Consider the following 24,104-nt stretch of genomic DNA (forward strand, 5'->3'; position numbering starts at 1 on the left):
GACGAACAAATGATCCTCTTTCCCGCGATCGACCTCAAGGACGGGCAATGCGTGCGCCTGAAGCTCGGCGACATGGAGCAGGCGACAGTCTATAATCCCGACCCGGCCGCCCAGGCGCGCGCCTTCGAGGAGCAGGGTTTCGAATGGCTGCACGTGGTCGACCTGAACGGCGCCTTTGCCGGGGAGACCGTCAACGGTGCGGCGGTCGACGCCATCCTCAGGGCGACGAAGAACCCGGTGCAGCTCGGCGGCGGCATCCGCACGCTGGAGCATATCGAGAACTGGCTTTCGCGCGGGCTGAAGCGCGTCATCCTCGGTACCGTCGCGGTGCGCGATCCCGCCCTGGTGATCGAAGCCTGCAGCAAGTTCCCGGGACGGGTCGCCGTCGGCATCGATGCCAAGGGCGGCAAGGTCGCCGTCGAGGGATGGGCGGAAGCTTCCGAGCTCGGGGTGATCGAACTTGCCAGGAAGTTCGAGGGCGCGGGCGTTGCGGCGATCATCTATACGGACATCGACCGTGACGGCATCCTGACCGGCATCAACTGGGCCTCGACGCTCGAACTCGCGGACGCGGTTTCAATCCCGGTGATCGCCTCGGGCGGCCTCGCCTCGATGGACGACATCCGCCGCATGACCGAACCGGATGCGCAAAAGCTCGAAGGCGCGATCTCCGGTCGGGCGCTTTACGACGGTCGGATCGATCCGAAGGAAGCCCTGGATCTGATCCGCGAAGCAAGAAAGGGGAAGATGCGATGACCCTTAAAGCCCGTGTAATCCCCTGCCTCGACGTGAAGGACGGCCGCGTCGTCAAGGGCGTGAACTTCGTGGATCTGATAGACGCCGGGGACCCGGTGGAGGCGGCACGCGCCTATGACGCGGCCGGGGCCGACGAGCTCTGCTTCCTCGACATCACCGCCTCTTCCGACAATCGCGAAACGATCTTCGACATCGTCGCCCGCACCGCAGAGCAATGCTTCATGCCGCTCACCGTCGGCGGCGGCGTGCGCCAGGTGGCGGACATCCGCAAGCTCCTGCTTGCCGGCGCCGACAAGGTGTCGATCAACACGGCGGCGGTGAAGAATCCGGAATTCGTCGCGGAAGCCGCCGACAAGTTCGGCGACCAGTGCATCGTCGTCGCCATCGACGCCAAGAAAGTCTCGGCGCAAGGCGAGACGGACCGCTGGGAGATCTTTACCCATGGCGGGCGGCAACCGACAGGCATCGACGCGATCGAATTTGCGCGGAAGGTCGTCGATCTCGGGGCCGGCGAAATCCTTCTCACCTCCATGGACCGAGACGGTACGAAGAGCGGCTACGACATCAGCCTGACACGGGCGATCGCCGATGCGGTACGCGCTCCCGTCATCGCCTCCGGCGGCGTGGGCACGCTCGACCACATGGTCGAGGGCATCCGCGACGGCCATGCGACTGCCGTGCTCGCCGCCTCGATTTTCCACTTCGGCACCTACAGCATCGGCGAGGCGAAGCGCCACATGGCCGAGCACGGCATCGCCATGCGGCTTGATTGAGGCGGCGCTGTCAACGAGAAGGGATCCGATAATGACCGACTTCACCCTTTCCGACCTGGAGAAGATCGTGGCGTCCCGCGCTCGGGCGGCGCCGGAGGAGTCCTGGACCGCCAAGCTGGTGGCGGCCGGGCAGACGAAGGCTGCCAAGAAGCTCGGCGAGGAGGCGGTGGAAACGGTCATCGCCGCGATCGGCGAGGACCGGAAGAATCTGGTCGATGAGAGTGCCGATCTCCTCTATCATCTTATGGTCGTATTGAATATCGCCGCCGTCCCGTTGCAGGATGTGATGAGCGAACTGGCCAGGCGGACGAGCCAATCCGGCCTGCAGGAAAAGGCGAACCGGCAGAATCCATGAGCATCGCCGCGGAAGACATCGAACCGGCCGACATTCCGGGCAATCTCCAGGGGGGCGAATATTCGCCCTATCACGTCTTCTCCGCGGAGGAATGGTCGCGCTTTCGCGCCGACACGCCGCTGACGCTGACGGCCGACGAGGTGCAGCGCCTGCGCTCGCTGAACGATCCGGTCGATCTCGACGAGGTGCGACGGATCTATCTCTCGCTCTCACGGCTCCTCTCCGCCCATGTGGAGGCGTCGCAGATCCTCTTCAGGCAGCGCACCCGCTTCCTGAGCATGTCGAACGAGACGAAGACGCCCTTCGTCATCGGGGTCGCCGGCTCGGTCGCCGTCGGAAAGTCGACGACGGCACGCATCCTTGCGGAGCTTCTCGCGCGCTGGCCCTCGAGCCCGAAGGTCGACCTCGTCACCACCGACGGCTTTCTTTATCCGAATGCGGTTCTCCAGCGGGAAAACCTGATGGATCGCAAGGGATTTCCCGAGAGCTACGATATCGGCGCGCTGCTCAGATTCCTCTCGGCGATCAAGGCGGGCCGGCCGAACGTCAAGGCTCCTACCTATTCGCACCTGACCTATGACGTGATCCCCGACCAGTTTCAGGTGATCGACCGGCCGGACATCCTCATTTTCGAGGGGATAAACGTGCTGCAGTCGCGCGATCTGCCGGCCGACGGCAAGATCGTGCCGATGGTCTCGGATTTCTTCGACTTTTCGATCTATATCGATGCCGAGGAGAGCCTGATCCACAGCTGGTACGTGAACCGCTTCATGCGACTGCGCGAAACCGCGTTCCAGAACCCGCAATCCTTCTTCCATCGCTATGCGACGATCAGCGAGGATGCGGCGCGCGCGATCGCCGAGGGCCTCTGGCACAATATCAATCTGAAGAACCTGCATCAGAACATTCTGCCGACGCGGCCGCGCGCCGATCTCATCCTGCAGAAGGGTCCCAACCACCTGACGCAGACGGTGGCGCTCAGGAAGCTTTGAGGGGAATCGCGCCGCCTGCGGGAAAGGAACCGATTCGGGCGGGGCGAAGATTCAAGGGTTGACCCGTCGCAGCGTCAGATTGAGCCGGCCGCCGCTCCTCAGGAGCGTCGACGTGTTCGGATAGATGCGGTCGACGCCGTGGAAGGCGAGCCGTCCTTCGCCGCCGAGCACGACGACGTCGCCGCTTTCGAGCCTGAACGACACGGTCTGTCCGCCGCGTGTGCGGCCGCCGACGCGGAAAAGGCAGTCGTCGCCGAGCGAGATCGAAACGACGGCGGTCTCGAGATCGCGCTCGTCCCGGTCCTGGTGGAGCCCCATGCGCGCCTCTGCCGAGTAGAAATTCACCAGGCATGCCTCGGGGGACTTGTCGCTTCCGGCCACGGCATTCCAGATGTCGTGCAGCATGCGTGGAATCGGCGGCCATGGCGTGCCGGTGACCGGATGCGTCGCCTGGTAGCGGTAGCCGCGCTCGCGGTCGGTGACCCAGCCGAGCGCGCCGCAATTGGTCATGCGCACGGACATGGGTTTGCCGGTCTTCGGCATCGCGGGCGCGAAGAGCGGAGCCTCCGCGACGACGGCGCGGACGGCCTCGACCAGTTCCTGCTGGCGCGAACGGTCGAGGAAACCGGGAATGTGTCTCACCCCTTTCGGCAGCACAAGCATTGGCGGCATCCTGTCATACGGCATCGATCGAAACCTCCCGTCAGCAGATCCGGCGGGAGATGACAGGTAGATAGCGCTCACCGGGGTCGGGATCGACCCGAAACAGCCTTCGTTCAGCCGGCATCCAGATCCGGGATGCGCAGCACCTGCCCCGGATAGATCTTGTCGGGATGGGTGAGCATGGGCTTGTTCGCTTCGAAGATCGCCGTGTGCTTGGCGCCCTTGCCCTTGCCGTAATGGGCCTCGGCGATCTTCCAGAGATTGTCGCCCTTCTTCACGGTGTAGAAGACCGGAGCCTTCGCCTCGGCCGGCGCGGCGGCGCCGTCGGCGACCTTGAGCTCGGATGCCTCGACCTTGGATATGCCGAGCGTATTGCCGACGGCCACGACCGCCTTCTCGAAGGTGGACTGGTCCTTGACGACACCCTTCAGCACGACCTTGTCGTCCACGACGTCGACCTTGACGTCCTTGGTGCCGAGGTCATGGGATGCGAGCTCCTTTTCGACGCTTGCCGCATCCGGCGGCGTGTCGTCGCCGCCGATTCCGAGCTTCTTTCCCGCATTCTTGATAAAATCGAACAAACCCATGCTTGTCTCCTCTCTCGCGCGGCTGGAGCCTGCACATGTCGTCTTCCCCACGACCGCCGTACGGCTTGGCGACATGCGTCAGCGGATAAGAGAGTGCGATTGCGCGCAAAAGACAAGGGCGCGGGCGCAACTTTCGGGCGCGGTCAGTCGCCGCCGGGGCGGCCGCGCAGCTTCTTGATTTCGGAACGGCCGGATTTCTCCTTCAGCCGGCGTTCGATCGATCCGCGCGTCGGCTTCGTCTTCCTGCGCGGCGGGGGCGGCGGTTCCGCCGCCTTCAGGATCAGCTCCTTCAGCCGCTCGCGGGCGTCCTCGCGGTTGCGTTCCTGACTGCGGAAGCGATTGGCTTCGATCATCAGGACGCCCTCCTTCGAGGCGCGCCGTCCGGCGAGCTTCAAGGCGTTGGTCTTGACGCGCTCCGGCAGGGACGGCGAAGCCTGCACGTCGAAGAAGAGCTGGACGGCCGTCGAGACCTTGTTGACGTTCTGTCCGCCCGGTCCGCCGGCCAGCACGAATTGCTCCGTGAGCTCCCATCCGGCGATCACGATGTTTTCGTTGATGTAAAGCGGTTCGCTTGCCATGGATCTTCCTCGGCCGTTTCTATCGCATGCTTGAAAACCGGCCGCAAATGCAAAACCCGGCCGCAGGCAGCCGGGTTTCACGTGAATCATGGCAAAAGACCGGATTATTCGGCGGCCACCCTCGCGCCCGGGGCTGCGTCGCGCACGCTGCCGTCGACGTGGCGCTCGAACTTGGCGAAGTTGGCGATGAACATGTCGACGAGTCGCCGTGCCTGGGCGTCATAAGCCACACCATCCGCCCAGGTCGAGCGCGGGTCGAGAATGCCGGCCTCGACCCCCGGTACCGACACCGGCACCGCGAACCCGAAATTCGCATCCGTCCGGAACGAGGCGCTGTTCAGCGAGCCGTCGAGAGCCGCCGAAAGAAGCGCGCGCGTCACCTTGATCGGCATGCGGCTTCCCGTGCCGAAGGCGCCGCCGGTCCAGCCGGTGTTGACGAGCCAGCAGGTGACGCCGTTCCTGGCGATGAGGTCCTTGAGAAGATTGCCGTATTCGGACGGATGGCGCGGCATGAACGGAGCGCCGAAGCAGGTCGAGAAAGTCGCCTCCGGCTCCGTCACGCCCTTTTCGGTACCGGCGACCTTGGCGGTGTAGCCGGAGAGGAAGTGATACATGGCCTGTTCCGGCGTCAGCTTGGCGATCGGCGGCAAAACCCCGAAGGCGTCCGCCGTCAGCATGATGATCGTGCGCGGCTGCGGCGCCGTGCCGGTCTTGCTGGCGTTCGGAATGAAGTGCAGCGGATAGGCGCAGCGGGTGTTCTCCGTCAGCGAACCGTCGTCGAAGTCAGGAAGGCGCCGCTCGTCGAGGACGACGTTCTCCATCACCGTACCGAAGCGGCGCGTCGTCGCAAAGATCTCGGGCTCTGCCGCTTCCGACAGGCGGATCGCCTTGGCATAGCAGCCGCCCTCGAAATTGAAGACGCCCTTTTCGCTCCAGCCGTGCTCGTCGTCACCGATCAGAGTGCGGTTCGGATCGGCGGAGAGCGTCGTCTTGCCGGTGCCCGAGAGGCCGAAGAAGATCGCCGTGTCACCGGCGGGCCCGACATTGGCCGAGCAGTGCATCGGCATCACCGACTTCTTGGGCAGCAGGTAATTGAGGACGGTGAAAACCGACTTCTTCATCTCGCCCGCATAGGACGTGCCGCCGATCAGCACCAGGCCGGCGGTCAGGTCGCAGGCGATGACCGTCTCGCTGCGGCAGCCGTGGCGTGCGGGATCGGCCTTGAAGCTCGGCAGGTCGATGATCGTCAGCTTCGGCTGAAAAGACGGAAGCGCCTCGCGCTCCGGGCGGATCAGCAGATTGCGGATGAACAGCGAGTGCCAGGCGAACTCGGTGACGACGCGCGTCGGCAGCGCGTTCTCCGGGTCGGCACCGCCGACGAGGTCCTGGACGTAGAGCGACATGCCTTTGGCATGGGCGAGCATGTCCTGACGAAGAAGCTCGAAATGCTCCGGCGAAATCGCGCTGTTGTTGTCCCACCAGATCTGGTCGGCGGTGTTGGCGTCGCGCACGACATACTTGTCCTTGGGCGAGCGGCCCGTGTGTTGGCCGGTGCGGGCGCAAAGGGCTCCATGGACCGTCAGTTCGGCTTCACCGCGGGCCAGGGCTTCTTCGTAGAGCTGCGGCGCCTCGAAGTTGTAGCGGACGACCGAGAGGTCGGAAAATCCGATCGATTCCAGTCCGATAGAGGGATTGCGGCTCCCGAGCTCATCCATGGTCAAGCTTCCTTCGTGGTTGGCCATTGGCGTTGAATTTCGTCGGAACATACCGGCAAGGCCGATCCAAGACAAGATAGTCAATTCTAAAACAATAATGAATTCAGTATATTAATCGATTTAAAGAAAAATATGCATTTTTTAATCGGTTGAATCGCACCTTCCGGAAACCGACCGGCGGGGCCGGCTGCAGGGGAACCGGATCAGGTGCTTTTGCACTTCGCCACAATTTGTTCCACCTTTATACTCAATTAACGCGGCCGTGACTCGCGGTTGCCGCGATTCTTGCAACGCATCTCGAAGCGTCTCGGCAACCGGGCCTCGAAACGGAGTAGAATAAGATGCAGACCATCGCGCTTGTCGATGACGACCGCAACATCCTGACGTCCGTGTCCATCGCGCTGGAAGCCGAGGGCTACAAGGTCGAAACCTATACGGACGGCGCATCGGCGCTGGAGGGTCTGCTGGCGCGTCCGCCGCAGCTCGCTATCTTCGACATCAAGATGCCCCGCATGGACGGCATGGAGCTGTTGCGGCGGCTGAGACAGAAGTCCGACCTGCCCGTCATCTTCCTCACATCGAAGGACGAGGAGATCGACGAGCTCTTCGGTCTGAAGATGGGCGCCGACGACTTCATCACCAAGCCCTTCTCACAGCGCCTCCTGGTGGAGCGCGTCAAGGCGATCCTGCGTCGCGCGGCCAACCGGGAGGCTGCGGCCGGAGGCGCCGGACCGGTGAAGAATGCCGACACGCCTTCCCGTTCGCTCGAACGGGGCCAGCTCGTCATGGACCAGGAGCGGCATACCTGCACCTGGAAGAACGAATCCGTCACGCTGACCGTAACGGAGTTCCTCATCCTGCACGCACTGGCGCAGCGACCCGGCGTGGTGAAGAGCCGCGACGCGCTGATGGATGCCGCCTATGACGAACAGGTCTATGTCGACGACCGCACGATCGACAGCCACATCAAGCGGCTTCGCAAGAAGTTCAAGATGGTCGACAACGACTTCGACATGATCGAGACGCTCTACGGCGTCGGCTATCGTTTCCGCGAAACGGCCTGAGGGAGCGAGCCGGCGGATTGCGGATCACTCGTGGCCGGAGCGCTGCCGCCCGTACCTCCCTTGCTAGCGCTTGCGCAGCAGCGCCGGCTGGCGTAGGGCATCGCGGGAACGGGCGAATGCGACAGGCGACGCGGGCAGAAGCGAAGGTCGCGTCGCGGGAGCGGGAGACTTGGTAGAAGTCTTGCAGGGCGATATCGAAGAAGCGGAAGGACGGGCATCGACGCTGCGCGGGCAGCGGCGATGGGCGCATCCCTTTACGCTGATCCGGCGCCTGTTCGGCAATGCGGTCTTCTCGAGCCTCACGCGGCGCATCGTCTTCTTCAACCTGGTGGCGCTCGTGGTCCTCGTCGGCGGGATCATGTATCTCAACCAGTTCCGGGAAGGTCTGATCGACGCCCGGGTGGAGAGCCTTCTGACGCAGGGCGAGATCATCGCCGGCGCCATCTCGGCCTCCGCCTCGGTGGACACCAATTCGATCACCATCGATCCGGAAAAGCTGCTCGAATTGCAGGCCGGCGAAAGCATCACGCCGCTGCCGAGCGACGAAGACCTCGAATTCCCGATCATTCAGGAACGCGTGGCGCCGGTCTTGAGAAGACTGATCTCGCCGACGCGCACGCGCGCTCGCCTCTTCGATGCCGATGCCGACCTGCTGCTCGATTCGCGCCACCTCTATAGCGGCGGACAGGTGCTTCGTTTCGACCTGCCGCCGGTCGATCCGGAAAGTCCGAGCCTCGCCGACGAGTTCGGCACCTGGTTCAACCGGCTGCTGCAGCCGGGCGACCTGCCGCTCTACAAGGAGCCGCCCGGCGGCAACGGCTCGATCTATCCGGAGGTGATGAACGCCCTGACCGGCGTGCGCGGCGCCGTGGTGCGCGTGACCGAGAAGGGCGAGCTGATCGTTTCGGTTGCCGTTCCGGTACAGCGCTTCCGCGCGGTCCTCGGTGTGCTCCTCCTCTCCACCCAGGCCGGCGACATCGACAAGATCGTCCATGCAGAACGGCTGGCGATCATCCGCGTTTTCGGCGTGGCGGCGCTGGTCAACGTCATACTCTCGCTGCTTCTCTCGTCGACGATCGCCAACCCGCTGCGGCGGCTTTCGGCCGCGGCCATCCGCGTGCGCCGCGGCGGCGCCAAGGAACGGGAGGAGATCCCGGACTTCTCATCCCGCCAGGACGAGATCGGCAATCTTTCCGTGGCGCTCCGGGAAATGACGACCGCGCTCTACGACCGCATCGCGGCGATCGAGAACTTCGCCGCCGATGTGAGCCACGAACTCAAGAATCCGCTGACGTCGCTGCGCAGCGCGGTCGAAACCTTGCCGCTCGCGCGCAACGAGGAATCGAAGAAGCGGCTGATGGACGTCATCCAGCACGACGTGCGACGGCTCGACCGGCTGATCAGCGATATCTCCGACGCCTCGCGTCTGGATGCGGAGCTTGCACGCGCCGACGCGAAGAAGGTCGACCTCGAAAAGCTGCTCGGCGACCTCGTCGAAATTTCACGCCAGATCCGGGGCAGCAAGAAACCGGTGCTGCTCGACTTCGTCGTCGACCGTAAGGACAACCCGCGCGCAAGCTTCATCGTCAGCGGCTACGAACTGCGCATCGGTCAGATCATCACGAACCTGATCGAAAACGCCCGCTCCTTCGTCTCCGAGCAGAACGGCCGCATCGTCGTCCGGCTGACCCGGTCGCGATCGCGCTGCATCGTCTATGTCGAAGACAACGGTCCGGGCATCCAGGCGGAGGACATCGACCGTATCTTCGAGCGCTTCTACACCGACCGGCCGGAGGGCGAGGACTTCGGCCAGAACTCGGGGCTCGGCCTTTCGATCTCGCGCCAGATCGCCGAGGCGCATGGCGGAACGCTCAGAGCCGAGAACATCGCCGGCAAGGACGGCCACATCGGCGGCGCCCGCTTCGTTCTCTCGCTGCCCGCCGAGCCGCACCCGTGACTGCGCCCTTCGTCAATGTCCACGGAACCGCGATCGTTCTCGGCACGACCGGGCTGCTGATCACAGGGCCGTCCGGCTCGGGCAAGTCGGCGCTCGCGCTTTCCTGCCTCTCGCAAGTGAGACGCCGGGGCCGCTTCGCCGCGCTCGTCGCGGACGACCGCGTGGATCTGACGCTCGAGAACGGGCGCATCGTCGCGCGCTGCCCTGCCGCCATTCGCGGGCTCCTCGAAATCCGCGGATCCGGAATTGCGGAAGTCGGTACCGTCTCCGCCTGTGTTCTCGATTGGGCGATCGCGCCGGTCAGGGCACCCTTCGAGCCGCGTCTGCCGCCGGAGGAGGAGGAGCTGCAGCTCGGGATCGGGCGAAATCTGCCGCTGTTGCGCCTCCCCATCGAGGGGCCGCTGTCGCCGCTCGACGCGCTCGCCGCCCTTCTGCCCGAAAATGTAGGACTTTAGCCTTATCGAAAGGCAGTGCGGCTGCTTTTTCGGCATTTTTGGCTTGCACTTCGCCTTTTCCTTGCCAAGATGGCGCCCCCAACAGGTGGACGAAATTGCTGCATTGCGATATCTGGCCATCAACGAGTTGCATATGCAGTTGGAGCAAAGATACCCATGATCGGACTTGTGCTTGTCACTCATGGCAAGCTGGCGGATGAGTTTCGGCATGCTTTGGAGCATGTCGTCGGTCCGCAAAAAGCTATCGAGACCGTCTGCATAGGCCCCGAGGACGACATGGATCAGCGGCGTCAGGATATCCTCGACGCCGTCGAGAAGGCCAATCAAGGCGACGGCGTCATCATCCTGACGGATATGTTCGGCGGCACCCCTTCGAATCTCGCCATTTCGGTGATGCGCGGCGGCAGCGTCGAGGTCATCGCCGGCGTCAACCTGCCGATGCTGATCAAGCTCGCAGGCGTGCGCGGTGAAAGCGACATGGACAAGGCGCTGGTGGAAGCCTCCGAGGCGGGGCGCAAATACATCAACGTCGCCAGTCGGGTTCTGAGTGGAAAATGATGGATCACCGCCCCGACACGGCTCTGACGCGCGAACTGCTCATCGTCAACAAACGCGGCCTGCATGCGCGTGCCTCCGCGAAATTCGTGCAGACCGTCGAGACCTTCGACGCGGAGATCACCGTCTCCAAGGACGGCATGACCGTCGGCGGGACCTCGATCATGGGGCTGATGATGCTGGCGGCCAGCACCGGCTGCTCGGTCTTCGTCACCGCCAGCGGCGCTCAGGCCGAAGAAGCGCTCAACGCGCTGGATACGCTGGTTCGCGACAAGTTCGGCGAAGAGATGTGACCGATATAAACATATAAAGACCTCTTTATATGTCGGTTGCCCTCCACGGGGTTTCCTGATAGACGGAAGGCACGCTGCCCGCGATCGCGGGAGGCACTGTCATGCCGCCAAACGGCCATGTGGCCGCGCGGCCCTAGGATCAGCCTGGAGAACTTCATGAGCGCAACTCAGGACTATATCGTCGCCGACATCGGGCTTGCCGACTTCGGCCGCAAGGAAATCGCCATCGCCGAAACGGAAATGCCGGGCCTGATGGCCTGCCGCGAGGAGTTCGGCGCATCGAAGCCGCTGAAGGGCGCCCGCATCACCGGCTCGCTCCACATGACCATCCAGACCGCCGTGCTGATCGAGACGCTGGTTGCGCTCGGTGCCGAAGTGCGCTGGGCCTCGTGCAACATCTTCTCGACCCAGGACCACGCTGCCGCCGCCATCGCTGCAAGCGGCGTACCCGTCTTCGCCGTCAAGGGCGAGACGCTGGAGGAATACTGGACCTACACCGACAAGATCTTCCAATGGGCCGACGGCGGCGTCTCGAACATGATTCTCGACGACGGCGGCGACGCGACCATGTACATCCTGCTCGGCGCCCGCGCCGAGGCCGGCGAGAACATTCTGACGAATCCGGGCTCCGAAGAAGAAGAGATCCTTTTCGCGCAGATCAAGAAGCGCCTCGCCGCGACACCGGGCTGGTTCACCAAGCAGCGTGACGCGATCAAGGGCGTGACGGAAGAAACGACCACGGGCGTCAACCGCCTGTACCAGCTCCAGGCCAAGGGCCTGCTGCCCTTCCCGGCGATCAACGTCAACGACAGCGTCACGAAGTCGAAGTTCGACAACAAGTACGGTTGCAAGGAATCGCTCGTCGACGGCATCCGCCGCGGCACCGACGTGATGATGGCCGGCAAGGTCGCGGTGGTCTGCGGCTACGGCGACGTCGGCAAGGGCTCGGCGGCTTCGCTCAGCGGCGCCGGCGCACGCGTCAAGGTCACGGAAGTCGACCCGATCTGCGCCCTCCAGGCGGCCATGGACGGCTTTGAAGTCGTCCAACTCGAAGACGTCGTATCGTCCGCCGACATCTTCATCACCACCACCGGCAACAAGGACGTCATCCGCATCGAGCACATGCGCGCGATGAAGGACATGGCGATCGTCGGCAATATCGGCCATTTCGACAACGAGATTCAGGTCTCGGCGCTTCGGAACCTGAAGTGGACGAACGTCAAGCCGCAGGTCGATCTGATCGAGTTCCCGAAGGGCAACCGCATCATCCTGCTTTCGGAAGGCCGCCTGCTCAATCTCGGCAACGCCACCGGACATCCGTCCTTCGTCATGTCGGCATCCTTCTCCAACCAGGTTCTGGCGCAGATCGAGCTCTTCACCAAGGGCGATCAGTACAAGAACGAGGTCTACGTGCTGCCGAAGCAGCTCGACGAGAAGGTGGCGCGCCTGCATCTCACCAAGCTCGGCGCCAAGCTGACCGAGCTCTCGGAGGAACAGGCCTCCTATATCGGCGTCAAGCAGCAGGGTCCGTTCAAGGCCGAACACTACCGGTACTGATCCTTACCCGAGCAATCCACAACATCTTGTGGCCGCGATCTTGACAAGAGATCGCGGCCGCTTTTTTGGGGCTCGCACTTTCAGCCGAATCGTCAAAGAAGTATGTTTAGCTTATCGATTCGTTATGCCGGTGTGGATTTTTCGGGCCGGCGGCGCGGTCGAAATGGGATGTCTTGTCGGACAGGCGGCAAACAGACGGAGACAGACCGGAGATGCAATCGGAACTGACAGGAGCCTTTGAACGGGCTCCGGCGCGCGGGGGCGCAAGGTCGCCCGCACTTTCCGGACGAACGGGGACGGCGCCGTGAAAACACATGAATCCATGTCTTCTGCAGGACGGCAGGGGGCGCCGAGACTGCTCAAGCGGCTCCTTGCGGGAACGGTATTGCTTGCGGCAAGCGATGCCGCAGCTCAGGCCACCGATCCCGGCAGAAGCATATTCGGCACGACGGAGGTGGTGACCTTCTCCGTTTTGATCGGCGTCATTTCCGCCGCCATGATTTCGGCGATCTGGCTCATCCGCCAGCGCGGCAATATTGAGGCCGAGAACCGCGAGCTTCGTTCCAATCTATCCGACGCGAACCAGCGCATTTCCCGCTTCCAGGCTCTCATTGCGGACAAGAACCGGCGCATCGTGATCTGGGACGGGCTCGCGGAGCGCCCGGAATTCCTCGGTCAGCTTCCGGTCGAAACCGGCGCGCCGCAGGACGACCGGGACTTTCTCGCCTTCGGCCGCTGGATCAAGCCGCAATCGGCAGGTCTGCTCGAAAAGGCGATCGAATCCTTGCGTGCCCAGGCGCAGAGCTTCGATCTCGTGCTCGAAACCCAGCGTAACGAGGTCCTCGAGGCCCAGGGCCGCGTATCCGGCGGGCGGGCCTTCGTGCGCTTCATCGCGCTCAACAATCTCAGGGCCGAACTCGCCGAGTTGAAGCTCGAACGCGACCAGCTGCATGCTTCGCTTTCGACGTTGCGGACGCTACTCGACGCGGTCGATCTTCCCGCGTGGCAGCGCGCAGGAGACGGCAGGCTCGAATGGGTCAATGCGGCCTATGCCAATGCGGTCGAAACCCAGAGCGCGAGCACGGCCGTCGCCGAAGAGCGCGAGCTGCTTGCGACCACGGCCCGCGAGCGGATCCGGGCGGTCTCGACGCTCCAGACGCCGTTCCGCGACAAGGTTTCGACGGTGGTCAGGGGCAACCGGACGTTTTTCGACGTCGTGGACGCCCGCACGCCCGCCGGCTCTGCCGGAATCGCGATCGACGTTTCCGGCATTGAGGCGGTGCGCGAGGAGCTGGCGCGGACGCTCAAGAGCCATGCCGAGACGCTCGAACACCTGGCGACGCCGGTGGCGATCTTCGACGGCAATCAGCGGCTGCAGTTCTACAATCAGGCTTTCCAGCGGCTTTGGGATCTCGACATGGGGTTCCTCGAGCGCAAGCCCGACAACGGCGAGGTGCTCGATCGGCTGCGTGCCGGCGGCAAGCTGCCGGAGCAGCTCAACTGGAAGCAATGGAAGACGAGTGCGCTCTCCGTCTATCAGGCGATCGATACGCAGTCCGATCTCTGGCACCTGCCGAACGGCCAGACGCTCCGCGTTTTCGCCACCGCGCGGCCGCAGGGCGGCGCCACCTGGGTGTTCGAGAACCTGACCGAAAGGGTCGATCTGGAAACGCGCTACAACACGCTGGTCCAGGTCCAGGGCGAAACGATCGACCATCTCGCCGAGGGCGTGGCCGTTTTCGGGCCCGACGGCCGCATCCGGCTCTCGAACCCGGCCTTCCGGGCGATCTGGGGCATCAATGAGACCGAGGCGCAACCGGGCACCCATATCCGCGCGATCGAGCAGGCCTGTCTCGCCTCCTACGACCAGCCGGACGGCTGGAAGCGCTTCGCCCATATCATCACAAGCTTCGACGACGAGCGGCCGTCGAGCCGCGGCATTCTGGAGCTGCGCACCGGCCTCATCCTCGACTACGCGGTCATTCCGCTGCCCAACGCCCAGACGATGCTGACCTTCGTCAACATCACCGACAGCGTCCGCGTCGAACGCGCGCTCACCGAGAAGAACGAAGCGCTGCGCAAGGCGGATGCGCTGAAGAACGATTTCGTGCACCACGTCTCCTACGAGCTGCGCTCGCCTCTGACGAACATCATCGGTTTTGCCGACCTTCTGAAAACGCCGGTCTTCGGCGAGCTCAACGAGCGCCAGGCCGAGTATGTCGACCACATTGCCACCTCCTCGTCGCTGCTTCTGACGATCGTCAACGACATCCTCGATCTTGCAACCGTCGATGCCGGCATCGTCGAGCTCGAACTCGCGGAAGTGAATCTCATCGACCTGATCGACGACGTGACGCAGCAGATGGGCGACCGGCTGATCGAGAGCGGCGTGTCGCTTCGAACCGAAGCGCCCGACAACCTCGGCCGCATCACCGCGGACCAGCAACGGCTGAAGCAGATCTTCATAAAGCTTCTCACCAATGCGGCAAATTTCGCCCCGGACGGAAGTACGATCGACCTCAAATGCTGGCGCGAGGGGAGCGACTTTGCCTTCTCAGTCACCGACACGGGGCCAGGGATCCCGCAGGACGTTCTCAACACCGTGTTCAACCGCTTCGAAAGCTATGGCCAGCGCGGCGGCGCGGGCCTGGGCCTGTCCATCGTGGAGAGCTTCGTCAGCCTTCACCACGGCAATGTTTCGATCCGCAGCAAGGAGGGCGAAGGCACGGCAGTAACCTGCCGCATTCCCTCCGCCGAAGCGCCGAAGGTCATCGCGGCGGAATAGATGAACTAAATGAAATCTCTCGAACGTCTGCTGAAGGACGAGGCCGCCACCATCGAATTCGGCGAAGATCTCGCATTGGCGCTGAAGGGCGGCGAATGCGTCGCTCTCTCGGGCGACCTCGGCGCGGGAAAATCGACCCTGGCAAGGGCCTTCATCCGGGCGATAGCCGACGACGAGACGCTCGAGGTACCCAGTCCCACCTTCACCCTGGTTCAAAGCTACGACCTCAGGATCCCGGTCGCTCATTTCGATCTCTACCGGCTCGCGGACGCATCCGAGCTTGACGAGCTCGGTTTCGACGAGGCGCTCGCCCACGGCATCTGTCTCGTGGAATGGCCGGAGAAGGCCGAGGAGGCGCTTCCGGCCGACCGAATCACCCTGACCTTCTCGCATGAAGACGAGGGCCGGCGCATTCAGCTGACCGCACCGGACGCGGCCTTCGAACGGATCACCCGCTCGCTTTCCATTCGCAAGTTCCTGCTCGATGCAGCCTATCCCGACGTCCGTCGGCGCCACCTGAGCGGCGACGCTTCGATCCGGGCCTATGAACGCATCGACACCGGGGATGGTGCGCCGGCGAAGATCTTGATGGATGCGCCGAGGCACAAGCCGGGGCCTATCCTCGAGGACGGCAAGTACTACCAGCAGCTCGCCCATATCGCCGAGGACGTCGTCCCCTTCGTCGCGATCTCGCAACTCCTGCGCAAACGTGGTTTCGCGGCACCGGCGATCTACGCGCGCGACCTCGACCAGGGTCTGCTTCTCATCGAAAATCTTGGATCCGAAGGCATACTCGACGCCGACGGCCGCCCCGTGGCGGAGCGCTACATCGAAGGCGCACGCCTTCTGGCCCGGCTGCATGCTCAGCCCGCGGAGCGCGACATCGCAGTGGCTGAAGGGGTGGTTCACCACATCCCCGCTTTCGACCGGACGGCGATCAAGATCGAAACCAGTCTGCTCGTAGACTGGTATCTCCCGTGGAAACGGGGCCGGCCCGCCTCGGACGATGAGCGGCGGGAATACTTCGCCGTATGGGACGGACTGATCGGCGTTCTCGCTTCCGCGGAGAAGAACCTTTTACTGCGCGATTTCCACTCTCCGAACATTCTCTGGCGTCAGGACCGCACCGGATTCGACCGAATCGGCATCATCGACTTCCAGGACGCGATGATCGGGCCGACGGCCTATGACGTGGCCTCGCTGGTGCAGGATGCGCGAGTGACGATCGAACCCGATCTCGCCCAGCGGATGATGACTGCCTACATCTCCGAGCGCCGTGGTCTGGGTCCCTTCGACGAGGCCGCCTTCCGGCGCGACTGGCATCTGATGGCCGCTCAGCGCAACTGCAAGCTCGCCGGAATTTGGGTGCGGCTCAAGGAGCGCGACGGCAAGCCCGGCTACATGAAGCACATGCCGCGCACCTTCGCCTATCTCGAGCATGCGCTCTCCCATCAGGTGCTGACACCCTTGCGCGAATGGTGCATTAAGGCTGGAATCCTCGCTCCCGAATCAGCGAACCGTTAGGACACGATGCCCATCACCAATGCCATGGTGCTTGCGGCCGGACTGGGCACCCGCCTGCGGCCGGTCACCGACACGCTGCCGAAGCCGCTTGTCAGGATAGCCGGCAAGCCGATGATCGACTATGTGCTGGATCTGCTCGCCGCCGCGGGCGTCACCAGGGCCGTTGTGAACGTCCATCATTTCGCCGGCCAGATGGAGGAGCACCTCGGCCGGCGAGAGGCGCCGCATATCCTGATTTCGGACGAGCGGGATGCGCTGATGAATTCCGGCGGCGGGCTGGCGAAGGGCCTGAAACTGCTCGATGGCGGGCCGGTGCTCGTCATGAATGCCGACCTTTTCTGGATCGGCGAGAAGCCGCGGCAACCGTGCAACCTGAAAAAGCTTGCCGAGTTCTTCGATCCGGAGCGGATGGACATGGCGCTGCTCTGCGTGCGTCTCGAGAACACGACCGGGCACAACGGCAAACGGGATTTCTCGCTATCGGAAGACGGCCGGCTCACGCGCTATGAAGACGGCATGGCGAATCCCGTCGTCTATGCCGGCGCGATCGCCATGGACGCAGCGCTGCTTGCAGACGCGCCGGACGAGGCGTTCAACCTCAACATCTATTTCGACCGGGCGATCGCCAGGGGACGCCTTTTCGGTCTGATGCTCGAAGGGCACTGGATTACCGTCGGCTCGCCGGAAGCCATAGCGGAGGCCGAGGCTGCGATCCGCCGCTTCCGGCCGGAGGGATGAGGTGCCCGCACATCCGAACGTCTTCACGATTCCCGCCGGTCTGCCTTTTCTGAGGACGGTCGCGGAAAGGCTCTGCAGTGGCGAGCTGACCCCGGGCTTCCGCTACGATCCGGCGCATCCGCTCGCACTGGCCGGCGTGACGATCTTCGTGCCGACCCGGCGCTCCGCCCGCGTGCTGCGCTCGGAGTTCGTCGATCTGCTCGGCGGCCGATCGGCCATCCTGCCGATGATCCGGGCGCTCGGCGAGACCGACGACGACAGCGGCTTCTTCGACGCCGAAGTGCCGGCGATCCTCGACCTCGCGCCGCCGCTTTCCGGAACGGCAAGGCTCATCGAACTCGGCCGCCTCATTCTCGCCTGGCGAAACCGCCTGCCCCAGGTGGTCCTCGACATCCACGCGGAAAGCCCGCTGATCGCGCCGGCAAGCCCTGCCGACGCCATCTGGCTCGCGCGCAACCTCGCCGAACTCATCGACGCGATCGAGACCGAGGAACTCGACTGGGAGGCCCTCGACGGGCTCGACGGCGGCGAACATGCGCTCTGGTGGCAACTGACGCTGGCCTTCCTCAAGATCGCCCGCACCTATTGGCCGGAGCGCTTGGCGGAACTCAAGCACTCCTCGCCCGCACGCCACCGCAATGCGGTGCTGAAGGCCGAGACCCAGCGTATCGCGGCCGGAAAAGTGAGCGGACCGATCATCATCGCCGGTTCGACCGGTTCGATCCCGGCGACGGCCGCCCTGATCGCCGCGGTCAAGGCGCTGCCGAACGGTACGATCGTGCTCCCGGGCCTCGACGGATCGATGAGCGATGCGGAGTGGCGGCTGATCGCCGGAGAGACCCCCGGCTCCGGCGCTTCTTCAAGGGGCCCGGCAAGCCGCACCCACCCGCAATATGGATTTCACCGTCTGCTCAAGCGCATGGGCATCGAACGCGGCGACGTGCCCGCCCTCGCGAGCGCTGCCGATGATCTCGATTATCGCAGCGCGGTCCTGTCGCGGGCGCTGTTGCCCGCCGACGCGACGAATGTCTGGATGGAGGCCCGCCAGAGCTTCGATGCGGATAGACTCCTGTCCGCCTTTGCGGATGTGGCGCTGATCGAAGCGGCGAACGAACGCGAAGAGGCAACCGCCATCGCGATCGCGCTTCGGCTCGCGCTCGAAGCCGACGAGGAGAGCCAGGCGGCGCTCATCACCCCCGATCGAGGGCTTGCGCGTCGCGTCGGCACCGAGCTTGCCCGCTTCGGTATAGAGGCGGACGATTCCGCAGGCATTCCGCTCTCGGCGACGCCGGCGGGCGCACTTGCCCGGCTGCTCTTGGAAGCGACGCTGAGGCCGGACGATCCGGTTGCCCTGGTCGCACTTCTCAAGCATCCGCTGGCGCGCTTCGGTCAGACGGCAGAGGGTGCGCGCCGAGCCGCGGACGTGCTGGAGCTCGCGGCCCTGCGCGGCGGCACCGATGCGGCCGACATATCGTCCTTGGAGGGGGTCATCGACAAGGCGCTCGACAGGCAGAAGACCGACCGGCACCCCCCGCCCTGGAGGGCGGGCATCGGCCCCGACGACATTGCCATCGCGCGCGCACTCGCACGCCGGATAGCCTCGGCGGTCGCCCCCCTGGCCAGCACTCTCTCTGCCGATCGGCAAACCGGCCGTCACCGCTCGGCCGTGCTGCCCCTTTCGGATTGGGCGGAGCGTACAGGGCGCGCTCTGGAGGCGGCCGCCATCGACGAGCAAGGCAACCTTGGCGCGCTCTGGGCTTCGGAAGCCGGCGAAATATTGGCGACGCTCCTCAGGGGCATCATCGAAACCGATGGCCAGATGGAGGCCGACGGACCGCAATGGTGCGACATTCTCGAGGCGCTTGCCGCAAGCGAAGCGGTCAAGCCGCGATCGATGCGCCATCCCCGCGTCTTCATTTTCGGAGCGCTCGAATCGCGCCTGCAAAGCGTGGACCTGGTGGTTCTCGGCGGCATGAACGAGGGCACCTGGCCGGGGCAGACGTCGAACGATCCGTTCCTTTCGCGAACGATGAAGGCGGGTATCGGACTGGAGCCGCCGGAGCGGCGAATCGGCCAGCTCGCGCATGATTTCCAGATGGCCTGCGGCACCCGCCGGCTGATCCTTTCGCGCTCCATGCGTCAGGGATCGGCGCCGACGGTGGCTTCCCGATGGCTGCAGCGCCTTCAGGCGCTCGGCGGCAAGAGGCTGACGGAACTGCTCAAGGCCAATGGCGCCGACTATCTCCACTGGATGCGCATTCTCGACCAAGGCGAGCGTCAGCCATTGTCGGACCGGCCGGAGCCGAAGCCTCCCGCGGAGCTGCAGCCGCGAAAATATTCCTTCAGCGAGGTGACGCGCCTGCGCCGCGATCCCTATGCCGTCTACGCGAGGCGCATTCTCCGGCTGGAACCGATCCAACCGTTCAACCGCGATCCGGGGGCGGCGGAACGCGGCCTGCTCTATCACCGGATCGTCGATCGCTTCGTCAAGGGCAGCTTCGACCCGGCGACATGCGAGGGCGAGGAAGCGATGATCCGCCTCACCGACGAGGCTTTCGACGAGGAGAAACTGCCTGCGCATATCGACACCATCTGGCGGCCACGCTTCCAGGCAGTCGGAAGGGCGTTCCTCGAGTGGGAACGGGAGCGCCGGCACGGCATTGTGAACTCGTTCACCGAGGTTCCGGCGGCGATGGATCTCGGCATCGGAGATATCCGGCTGACCGGCATCGCCGACCGGCTGGATCGCCTGACGGACGGAACGATCGACATCATCGACTACAAGACCGGATCGAGCCCCTCGCCCAAAGAGGCACGAGCACTTCTCGACCCGCAGCTGGCCCTCGAGGCGGCAGCGCTCAGGGCCGGGGCATTCCGTATGATCGGGCCGGCTCGGCCGCACTCCCTGCGCTATGTCCGGCTGAAGCCGGGCAGTCGGTTTACCGTCGACACCGTCAACAACGAGGGCGCCCGCTCGAAGGAGACGAAATCCACCGAACAACTGGCGGACGAGTCGCTCGTCGAGCTCCGGAAGCTGCTTTCCGCGCTTATGAGCGGCAGGTTCGGCTTCGCCTCGCGCCTGATCGTTCAGAAACAGCGCGACTACGGCGGCGAATACGATCATCTGGCGCGCGTCGCCGAATGGGCGACCGCGGATGGCGAGGACGACGATGAGGAGTGATGCGACAGGCCCGGAGGAGAGAACCCCCGAGGGGTGGCTCGACTGGACGACGCAGCGGCAGGCGCTCGCCTCCGATCCCGCGCGTTCCGCCTGGGTTTCCGCCAATGCCGGCTCCGGCAAGACGCATGTGCTCACGCAACGCGTCATCCGGCTTCTGCTTGCGGGCTGCCGGCCGTCCGCCATCCTCTGCCTGACCTACACGAAGGCGGCCGCTTCCGAGATGTCGAACCGCGTGTTCGAGAAACTCGCCGAATGGGCGACGCTCGACGACAGCACCCTCGAAAAGCGCATAGAGGCGATCGAAGGCAAGCGGCCGCCAACGGCCAAGATCCAGGAGGCCCGCCGGCTGTTCGCGCGCGCCCTGGAAACCCCGGGCGGACTGAAAATCCAGACGATTCATGCCTTCTGCGAGGCGCTTCTGCACCAGTTCCCGCTCGAGGCCAATGTCGCAGGGCATTTCTCCGTTCTCGACGAGCGGGCAGCGGCGGTGCTGCTCGCCGACGCCCGCAGGGCTCTCTTGACCGCCACGGCAGCGGCAAGCGACCGGGAACTGGCGGAGGCCTTCGCCACGGTCCTCGATCTTGCCGACGATACCGGGCTTGAAAAGCTGCTTGCGGCGATCGTCGCCAACCGGGCGCCGATCCAGGCCTTTCTCGATCACGTCTCCGGACGCGGCGGGATGGACGCGCATCTGCGGACGGCGCTCGGCCTCGAGCCCGAAGAGACCGCCGAGACGGTCATGGCCGCGGTCTGGCCGCTGGCGGGACTCAACGGCCCGGCACTCGATGACTATATCGACCTTGGATTGCGCCTTGGCGGCGCCAAGCCCTCTGCCATCGCAGAAGGCTTGCGGGCCGTCCGGGCGATCGAGGATGCCACCGCCCGCTATGCCAAACTCGTGGAACTCTTCTTCAACGGCGGCGGCAAGCCCAAGGCGGAATCGGCCTTTCTGAACGCTGCCATGCGCCGTGCAGCGCCGCAGCTCGAACTCAGGGTGGAAGAGGCGCGCAGCCACATGCTCGCCTGCGTGGACCGCCTGAGCATCGTCCAGATGTACGGGGCGACCCGCGCCGCCCTCATTCTCGCCGAGAGGCTCAACCGCGACTACGAGGCGCTCAAGAAGGCACGCAGCCAGCTCGATTTCGAGGATCTCATCAACCGCACGGCGGCACTGCTTGCCCGAAGCGACGTGGGCGCCTGGGTGCACTACAAGCTGGATCAGGGGATCGACCATATCCTTGTCGACGAGGCGCAGGATACGAGTCCTGCGCAATGGGCGATCATCCAGTCGCTCGCGGCGGATTTCTTTGCCGGCGAAACGGCGCGCGCGGATGACCGAACGATTTTCGCCGTCGGCGACGAGAAGCAGTCGATCTACTCCTTCCAGGGCGCCCGGCCAGAGCGCTTCTCGCGCGAAAGCACGTTGACGGAGCGGCGGGTGCGCGCGGGCAACAGGCACTTCAGCCCCATCCGCCTGCAGCTTTCCTTCCGCTCGACGGTGGACGTGCTCTCCGCCGTCGATACGGTCTTTGCAAATTCCGGGAATGCGAGAGGTCTGAGCGCTCGGAGCGAGGCGATCGTGCATGCGTCGAATCGGGTCGGCCAGCCGGGCGCCGTCGACCTCTGGGATGTGATCGCGCCCGAGCCGGCGGCTTCGGAAGAGGATTGGACCGCTCCTTTCGACGCGACGCCCGAGCGCGCGCCGGTCAACATTCTCGCCCGGCGCATTGCAGCGGTGCTCGAAGATTGGATCGGCCAGGAGACGGTGATCGAAAAAGGCGTGCGCCGAGCCATGCGGCCCGGCGACGTCATCGTGCTGGTGCGCAAACGCGACGCCTTCGTCAATGCCCTGACGCGCGCCCTCAAGCGGCGGGGCAATATCCCCGTCGCCGGCGCGGACCGGCTGGTTCTGACCAGCCATATCGCCGTGCAGGACCTGATCGCGCTCGGCCGGTTCGTGCTTCTGCCCGAGGACGATCTGTCGCTCGCGGCACTGCTGAAGAGCCCGCTCCTCGGTTTTGCCGAGGAGGATGTGTTCGAACTCGCCGCCCGGCGGACCGAGGGCGAAAGCCTCTGGCGACGACTGCGTCAGGCGGGCGCGGAGGAGACCAGCCGTTATCACGGAGCGGTCCGCACGCTTTCGCGTTATGCCGGCCTGGCGCGGGAACTGCTGCCGCACGATTTCTATGCCCGCGTCCTCGGCGCCGATGGCGGACGGCGTGCCTTCCTGGCGCGGCTCGGCAGCGAGGTCAGCGATATTCTCGACGAATTCCTCACCTTCGCTCTCGATCATGAAAGGAGCGGTCTGCCGGGCCTGCAGGCTTTCATCTCGACGCTGGAGATCGAAGCGCCCACGGTCAAGCGCGAACAGGACAAGGAACGCGACGAGGTTCGCGTTATGACCGTACATGCCGCAAAGGGCCTCGAGGCGCCGGTCGTCTTCCTGGTCGACGGCGGCGGCGAGGCCTTCGTCCGCCAGCAGGTCTCGGACCTTCGCTTCGTGGAGAAAACGCAGGCCGATCATTCCGGGCTCACGGTCCCGGTCTGGCGCGCGCCGGGTTCTGCGCCGAACTCGCTCATCGCCGCCGACAACGAGCGCCTGAAGAAGCTCGCCGAGGAGGAATACCGCCGGCTCCTCTATGTCGGCATGACGCGCGCAGCCGACCGCCTGATCGTCTGCGGCTATCGCGGACAGCGGCAGAACACCGACACCTGGCATTCGATGGTGCAGGGAACGCTGGCACAGGACCTGAAGGGCCGCGGAACGCCGAGGCTTTTCCGCGCCGGAAGCGAGGAGTGGCAGGGCATTGCCTGGCGCGAAGCGCATGTGCCGCGCGACCTCCCGACGTCCGAAGGCGGATCCGAAGAATCGCAACGGCCGGCAGCCGGCTTGCCGACGGCGCTTTTTACGCCTCCGGCCGCGCCGCGGCGGCTGCCCCGGCCTCTTGCCCCGTCCGGCACGACCATCGCAATCGACGACCCCGACGGCGAAGCGATCGTCGGCTCGGCCCTTTTCGCCGGGAAGAGCGCGCCGAAACTCTCGATGCTCCGCGGCGCGATCCTGCACCGGTTGCTGCAGGTTCTTCCGTCGGTCGACGGCCGCGAGCGCCTGGCCGCGGCGGAGCGCTATCTCGCCCGTTCCGTGCCGCGCTGGCCGGAAGCCGAACGGCGCGCACTTGCCGGGAACGTCATGGACGTGCTCGACCATGCGGATCTGCAACCGCTTTTCGGCGAGCACAGCCGGGCGGAGGTCTCCGTGATGGGGACGCTGAAGCTCGGGACCCGCGAATTCGCCGTATCGGGCCGTATCGACCGTCTGGCCGTCACCGGCGACATGGTGACGATCGCCGATTACAAGACCAACCGCGAAATCCCGGAATCGCCCGAAGAGATCGCGCCGGTCTACAGAAACCAGCTCGCGATCTATCGCGAAATCCTGAAACCTCTTTACCCCGGCAAGCGTTTCCGATGCGTGCTGATCTTCACCGAAGGCCCGGCGATCCGGGTGCTTCCCGAGCCGATGCTAGACAGGAGTCTTGAAGAGCTCGCGACAAAGTGAGATACACGATATTGAAA

General features: G+C 64.6%; 19 protein-coding genes. 15 read left to right on the forward strand and 4 right to left on the reverse strand.

Annotated elements, in window-relative coordinates; translation table 11 throughout:
- The first annotated feature begins 9 nt into the window (after positions 1 to 9).
- From hisA to coaA, 4 genes are read left to right on the forward strand one after another with little or no spacing between them, the layout of a single operon-like run.
- A complete protein-coding gene (gene hisA / locus ACFHWW_RS11640; protein WP_379938295.1) occupies positions 10 to 756 on the forward strand; it encodes a 1-(5-phosphoribosyl)-5-[(5-phosphoribosylamino)methylideneamino]imidazole-4-carboxamide isomerase in 747 nt (248 codons plus the stop codon).
- A complete protein-coding gene (gene hisF / locus ACFHWW_RS11645; RefSeq protein WP_379938297.1) occupies positions 753 to 1,529 on the forward strand; it encodes an imidazole glycerol phosphate synthase subunit HisF in 777 nt (258 codons plus the stop codon). The genes hisA and hisF overlap by 4 nt, the downstream gene beginning before the upstream one ends.
- Positions 1,530 to 1,560: 31 nt before the next feature.
- The gene (locus ACFHWW_RS11650; RefSeq protein WP_018098648.1) at positions 1,561 to 1,884 is read left to right on the forward strand and encodes a phosphoribosyl-ATP diphosphatase; all 324 of its coding nucleotides are present in this window, start codon (positions 1,561 to 1,563) and stop codon (positions 1,882 to 1,884) included.
- Complete coding sequence (coaA, locus tag ACFHWW_RS11655) at positions 1,881 to 2,876, forward strand: type I pantothenate kinase (RefSeq protein WP_018098649.1); 996 nt, start codon at positions 1,881 to 1,883, stop codon at positions 2,874 to 2,876. Before ACFHWW_RS11650 ends, coaA begins: the two co-directional genes overlap by 4 nt.
- A 51-nt stretch (positions 2,877 to 2,927) precedes the next feature.
- Here the strand turns inward: coaA and ACFHWW_RS11660 are convergent, their stop codons facing one another.
- The 4 genes from ACFHWW_RS11660 to ACFHWW_RS11675 form a co-directional block, all read right to left on the reverse strand.
- Positions 2,928 to 3,539, reverse strand: a complete 612-nt coding sequence (locus tag ACFHWW_RS11660; RefSeq protein ID WP_379938299.1) for an alpha-ketoglutarate-dependent dioxygenase AlkB — start codon at positions 3,537 to 3,539, stop codon at positions 2,928 to 2,930.
- A 113-nt stretch (positions 3,540 to 3,652) separates the two neighbouring features.
- Positions 3,653 to 4,126: a peptidoglycan-binding protein LysM gene (gene lysM / locus ACFHWW_RS11665; RefSeq protein ID WP_018098651.1), complete on the reverse strand. Its 474-nt coding sequence runs from the start codon at positions 4,124 to 4,126 to the stop codon at positions 3,653 to 3,655.
- Between the two features lie 143 nt (positions 4,127 to 4,269).
- The gene (gene arfB, locus ACFHWW_RS11670) at positions 4,270 to 4,704 is read right to left on the reverse strand and encodes an alternative ribosome rescue aminoacyl-tRNA hydrolase ArfB (protein ID WP_379938301.1); all 435 of its coding nucleotides are present in this window, start codon (positions 4,702 to 4,704) and stop codon (positions 4,270 to 4,272) included.
- A gap of 104 nt (positions 4,705 to 4,808) precedes the next feature.
- Complete coding sequence (locus ACFHWW_RS11675; RefSeq protein ID WP_379938303.1) at positions 4,809 to 6,419, reverse strand: phosphoenolpyruvate carboxykinase; 1,611 nt, start codon at positions 6,417 to 6,419, stop codon at positions 4,809 to 4,811.
- Between the two features lie 341 nt (positions 6,420 to 6,760).
- Between ACFHWW_RS11675 and chvI the strand changes: the two genes are divergently transcribed.
- From chvI to addA, 11 genes are all read left to right on the forward strand, one after another.
- Positions 6,761 to 7,483 (forward strand): two-component system response regulator ChvI, encoded by a 723-nt coding sequence (chvI, locus tag ACFHWW_RS11680; protein ID WP_018098654.1) that lies wholly within the window; start codon positions 6,761 to 6,763, stop codon positions 7,481 to 7,483.
- Between the two features lie 223 nt (positions 7,484 to 7,706).
- A complete protein-coding gene (gene chvG / locus ACFHWW_RS11685; protein ID WP_234704988.1) occupies positions 7,707 to 9,440 on the forward strand; it encodes a two-component system sensor histidine kinase ChvG in 1,734 nt (577 codons plus the stop codon).
- On the forward strand, positions 9,437 to 9,895 hold the full coding sequence (locus ACFHWW_RS11690; RefSeq protein ID WP_100672600.1) for an HPr kinase/phosphorylase: 459 nt from the start codon (positions 9,437 to 9,439) through the stop codon (positions 9,893 to 9,895). Before chvG ends, ACFHWW_RS11690 begins: the two co-directional genes overlap by 4 nt.
- A gap of 156 nt (positions 9,896 to 10,051) precedes the next feature.
- A complete protein-coding gene (locus tag ACFHWW_RS11695) occupies positions 10,052 to 10,453 on the forward strand; it encodes a PTS sugar transporter subunit IIA (protein WP_018098657.1) in 402 nt (133 codons plus the stop codon).
- On the forward strand, positions 10,450 to 10,743 hold the full coding sequence (locus ACFHWW_RS11700; protein WP_018098658.1) for an HPr family phosphocarrier protein: 294 nt from the start codon (positions 10,450 to 10,452) through the stop codon (positions 10,741 to 10,743). The genes ACFHWW_RS11695 and ACFHWW_RS11700 overlap by 4 nt, the downstream gene beginning before the upstream one ends.
- Positions 10,744 to 10,899: 156 nt before the next feature.
- On the forward strand, positions 10,900 to 12,300 hold the full coding sequence (ahcY, locus tag ACFHWW_RS11705; RefSeq protein ID WP_100672601.1) for an adenosylhomocysteinase: 1,401 nt from the start codon (positions 10,900 to 10,902) through the stop codon (positions 12,298 to 12,300).
- A 304-nt stretch (positions 12,301 to 12,604) separates the two neighbouring features.
- Entirely contained in the window at positions 12,605 to 15,085 is a 2,481-nt protein-coding gene (locus ACFHWW_RS11710) for an ATP-binding protein (protein WP_379938306.1), read from the forward strand.
- Between the two features lie 9 nt (positions 15,086 to 15,094).
- A complete protein-coding gene (tsaE, locus tag ACFHWW_RS11715) occupies positions 15,095 to 16,609 on the forward strand; it encodes a tRNA (adenosine(37)-N6)-threonylcarbamoyltransferase complex ATPase subunit type 1 TsaE (protein ID WP_379938308.1) in 1,515 nt (504 codons plus the stop codon).
- Between the two features lie 6 nt (positions 16,610 to 16,615).
- Positions 16,616 to 17,347, forward strand: a complete 732-nt coding sequence (locus ACFHWW_RS11720) for a nucleotidyltransferase family protein (protein ID WP_018098662.1) — start codon at positions 16,616 to 16,618, stop codon at positions 17,345 to 17,347.
- A 1-nt stretch (position 17,348) separates the two neighbouring features.
- The gene (gene addB, locus ACFHWW_RS11725; protein ID WP_379938311.1) at positions 17,349 to 20,528 is read left to right on the forward strand and encodes a double-strand break repair protein AddB; all 3,180 of its coding nucleotides are present in this window, start codon (positions 17,349 to 17,351) and stop codon (positions 20,526 to 20,528) included.
- A complete protein-coding gene (gene addA, locus ACFHWW_RS11730) occupies positions 20,518 to 24,087 on the forward strand; it encodes a double-strand break repair helicase AddA (RefSeq protein WP_379938628.1) in 3,570 nt (1,189 codons plus the stop codon). Before addB ends, addA begins: the two co-directional genes overlap by 11 nt.
- Positions 24,088 to 24,104: the final 17 nt, after the last annotated feature.

It is taken from the genome of Sinorhizobium sp. P24N7 (genome assembly GCF_042436655.1).
GTDB lineage: Bacteria > Pseudomonadota > Alphaproteobacteria > Rhizobiales > Rhizobiaceae > Sinorhizobium > Sinorhizobium meliloti_A.

Coding starts and splice junctions, on each gene's coding strand:
- chvI (WP_018098654.1), top strand. CDS start 6,761: ATGCAGACCATCGCGCTTGTCGATGACGACCGCAACATCCTGACGTCC.
- ACFHWW_RS11700 (WP_018098658.1), top strand. CDS start 10,450: ATGATGGATCACCGCCCCGACACGGCTCTGACGCGCGAACTGCTCATC.
- hisF (WP_379938297.1), top strand. CDS start 753: ATGACCCTTAAAGCCCGTGTAATCCCCTGCCTCGACGTGAAGGACGGC.
- ACFHWW_RS11695 (WP_018098657.1), top strand. CDS start 10,052: ATGATCGGACTTGTGCTTGTCACTCATGGCAAGCTGGCGGATGAGTTT.
- lysM (WP_018098651.1), bottom strand. CDS start 4,126: ATGGGTTTGTTCGATTTTATCAAGAATGCGGGAAAGAAGCTCGGAATC.
- ACFHWW_RS11675 (WP_379938303.1), bottom strand. CDS start 6,419: ATGGATGAGCTCGGGAGCCGCAATCCCTCTATCGGACTGGAATCGATC.
- ACFHWW_RS11720 (WP_018098662.1), top strand. CDS start 16,616: ATGCCCATCACCAATGCCATGGTGCTTGCGGCCGGACTGGGCACCCGC.
- tsaE (WP_379938308.1), top strand. CDS start 15,095: ATGAAATCTCTCGAACGTCTGCTGAAGGACGAGGCCGCCACCATCGAA.
- arfB (WP_379938301.1), bottom strand. CDS start 4,704: ATGGCAAGCGAACCGCTTTACATCAACGAAAACATCGTGATCGCCGGA.
- hisA (WP_379938295.1), top strand. CDS start 10: ATGATCCTCTTTCCCGCGATCGACCTCAAGGACGGGCAATGCGTGCGC.
- ahcY (WP_100672601.1), top strand. CDS start 10,900: ATGAGCGCAACTCAGGACTATATCGTCGCCGACATCGGGCTTGCCGAC.
- coaA (WP_018098649.1), top strand. CDS start 1,881: ATGAGCATCGCCGCGGAAGACATCGAACCGGCCGACATTCCGGGCAAT.
- ACFHWW_RS11650 (WP_018098648.1), top strand. CDS start 1,561: ATGACCGACTTCACCCTTTCCGACCTGGAGAAGATCGTGGCGTCCCGC.
- addA (WP_379938628.1), top strand. CDS start 20,518: ATGAGGAGTGATGCGACAGGCCCGGAGGAGAGAACCCCCGAGGGGTGG.
- ACFHWW_RS11660 (WP_379938299.1), bottom strand. CDS start 3,539: ATGCTTGTGCTGCCGAAAGGGGTGAGACACATTCCCGGTTTCCTCGAC.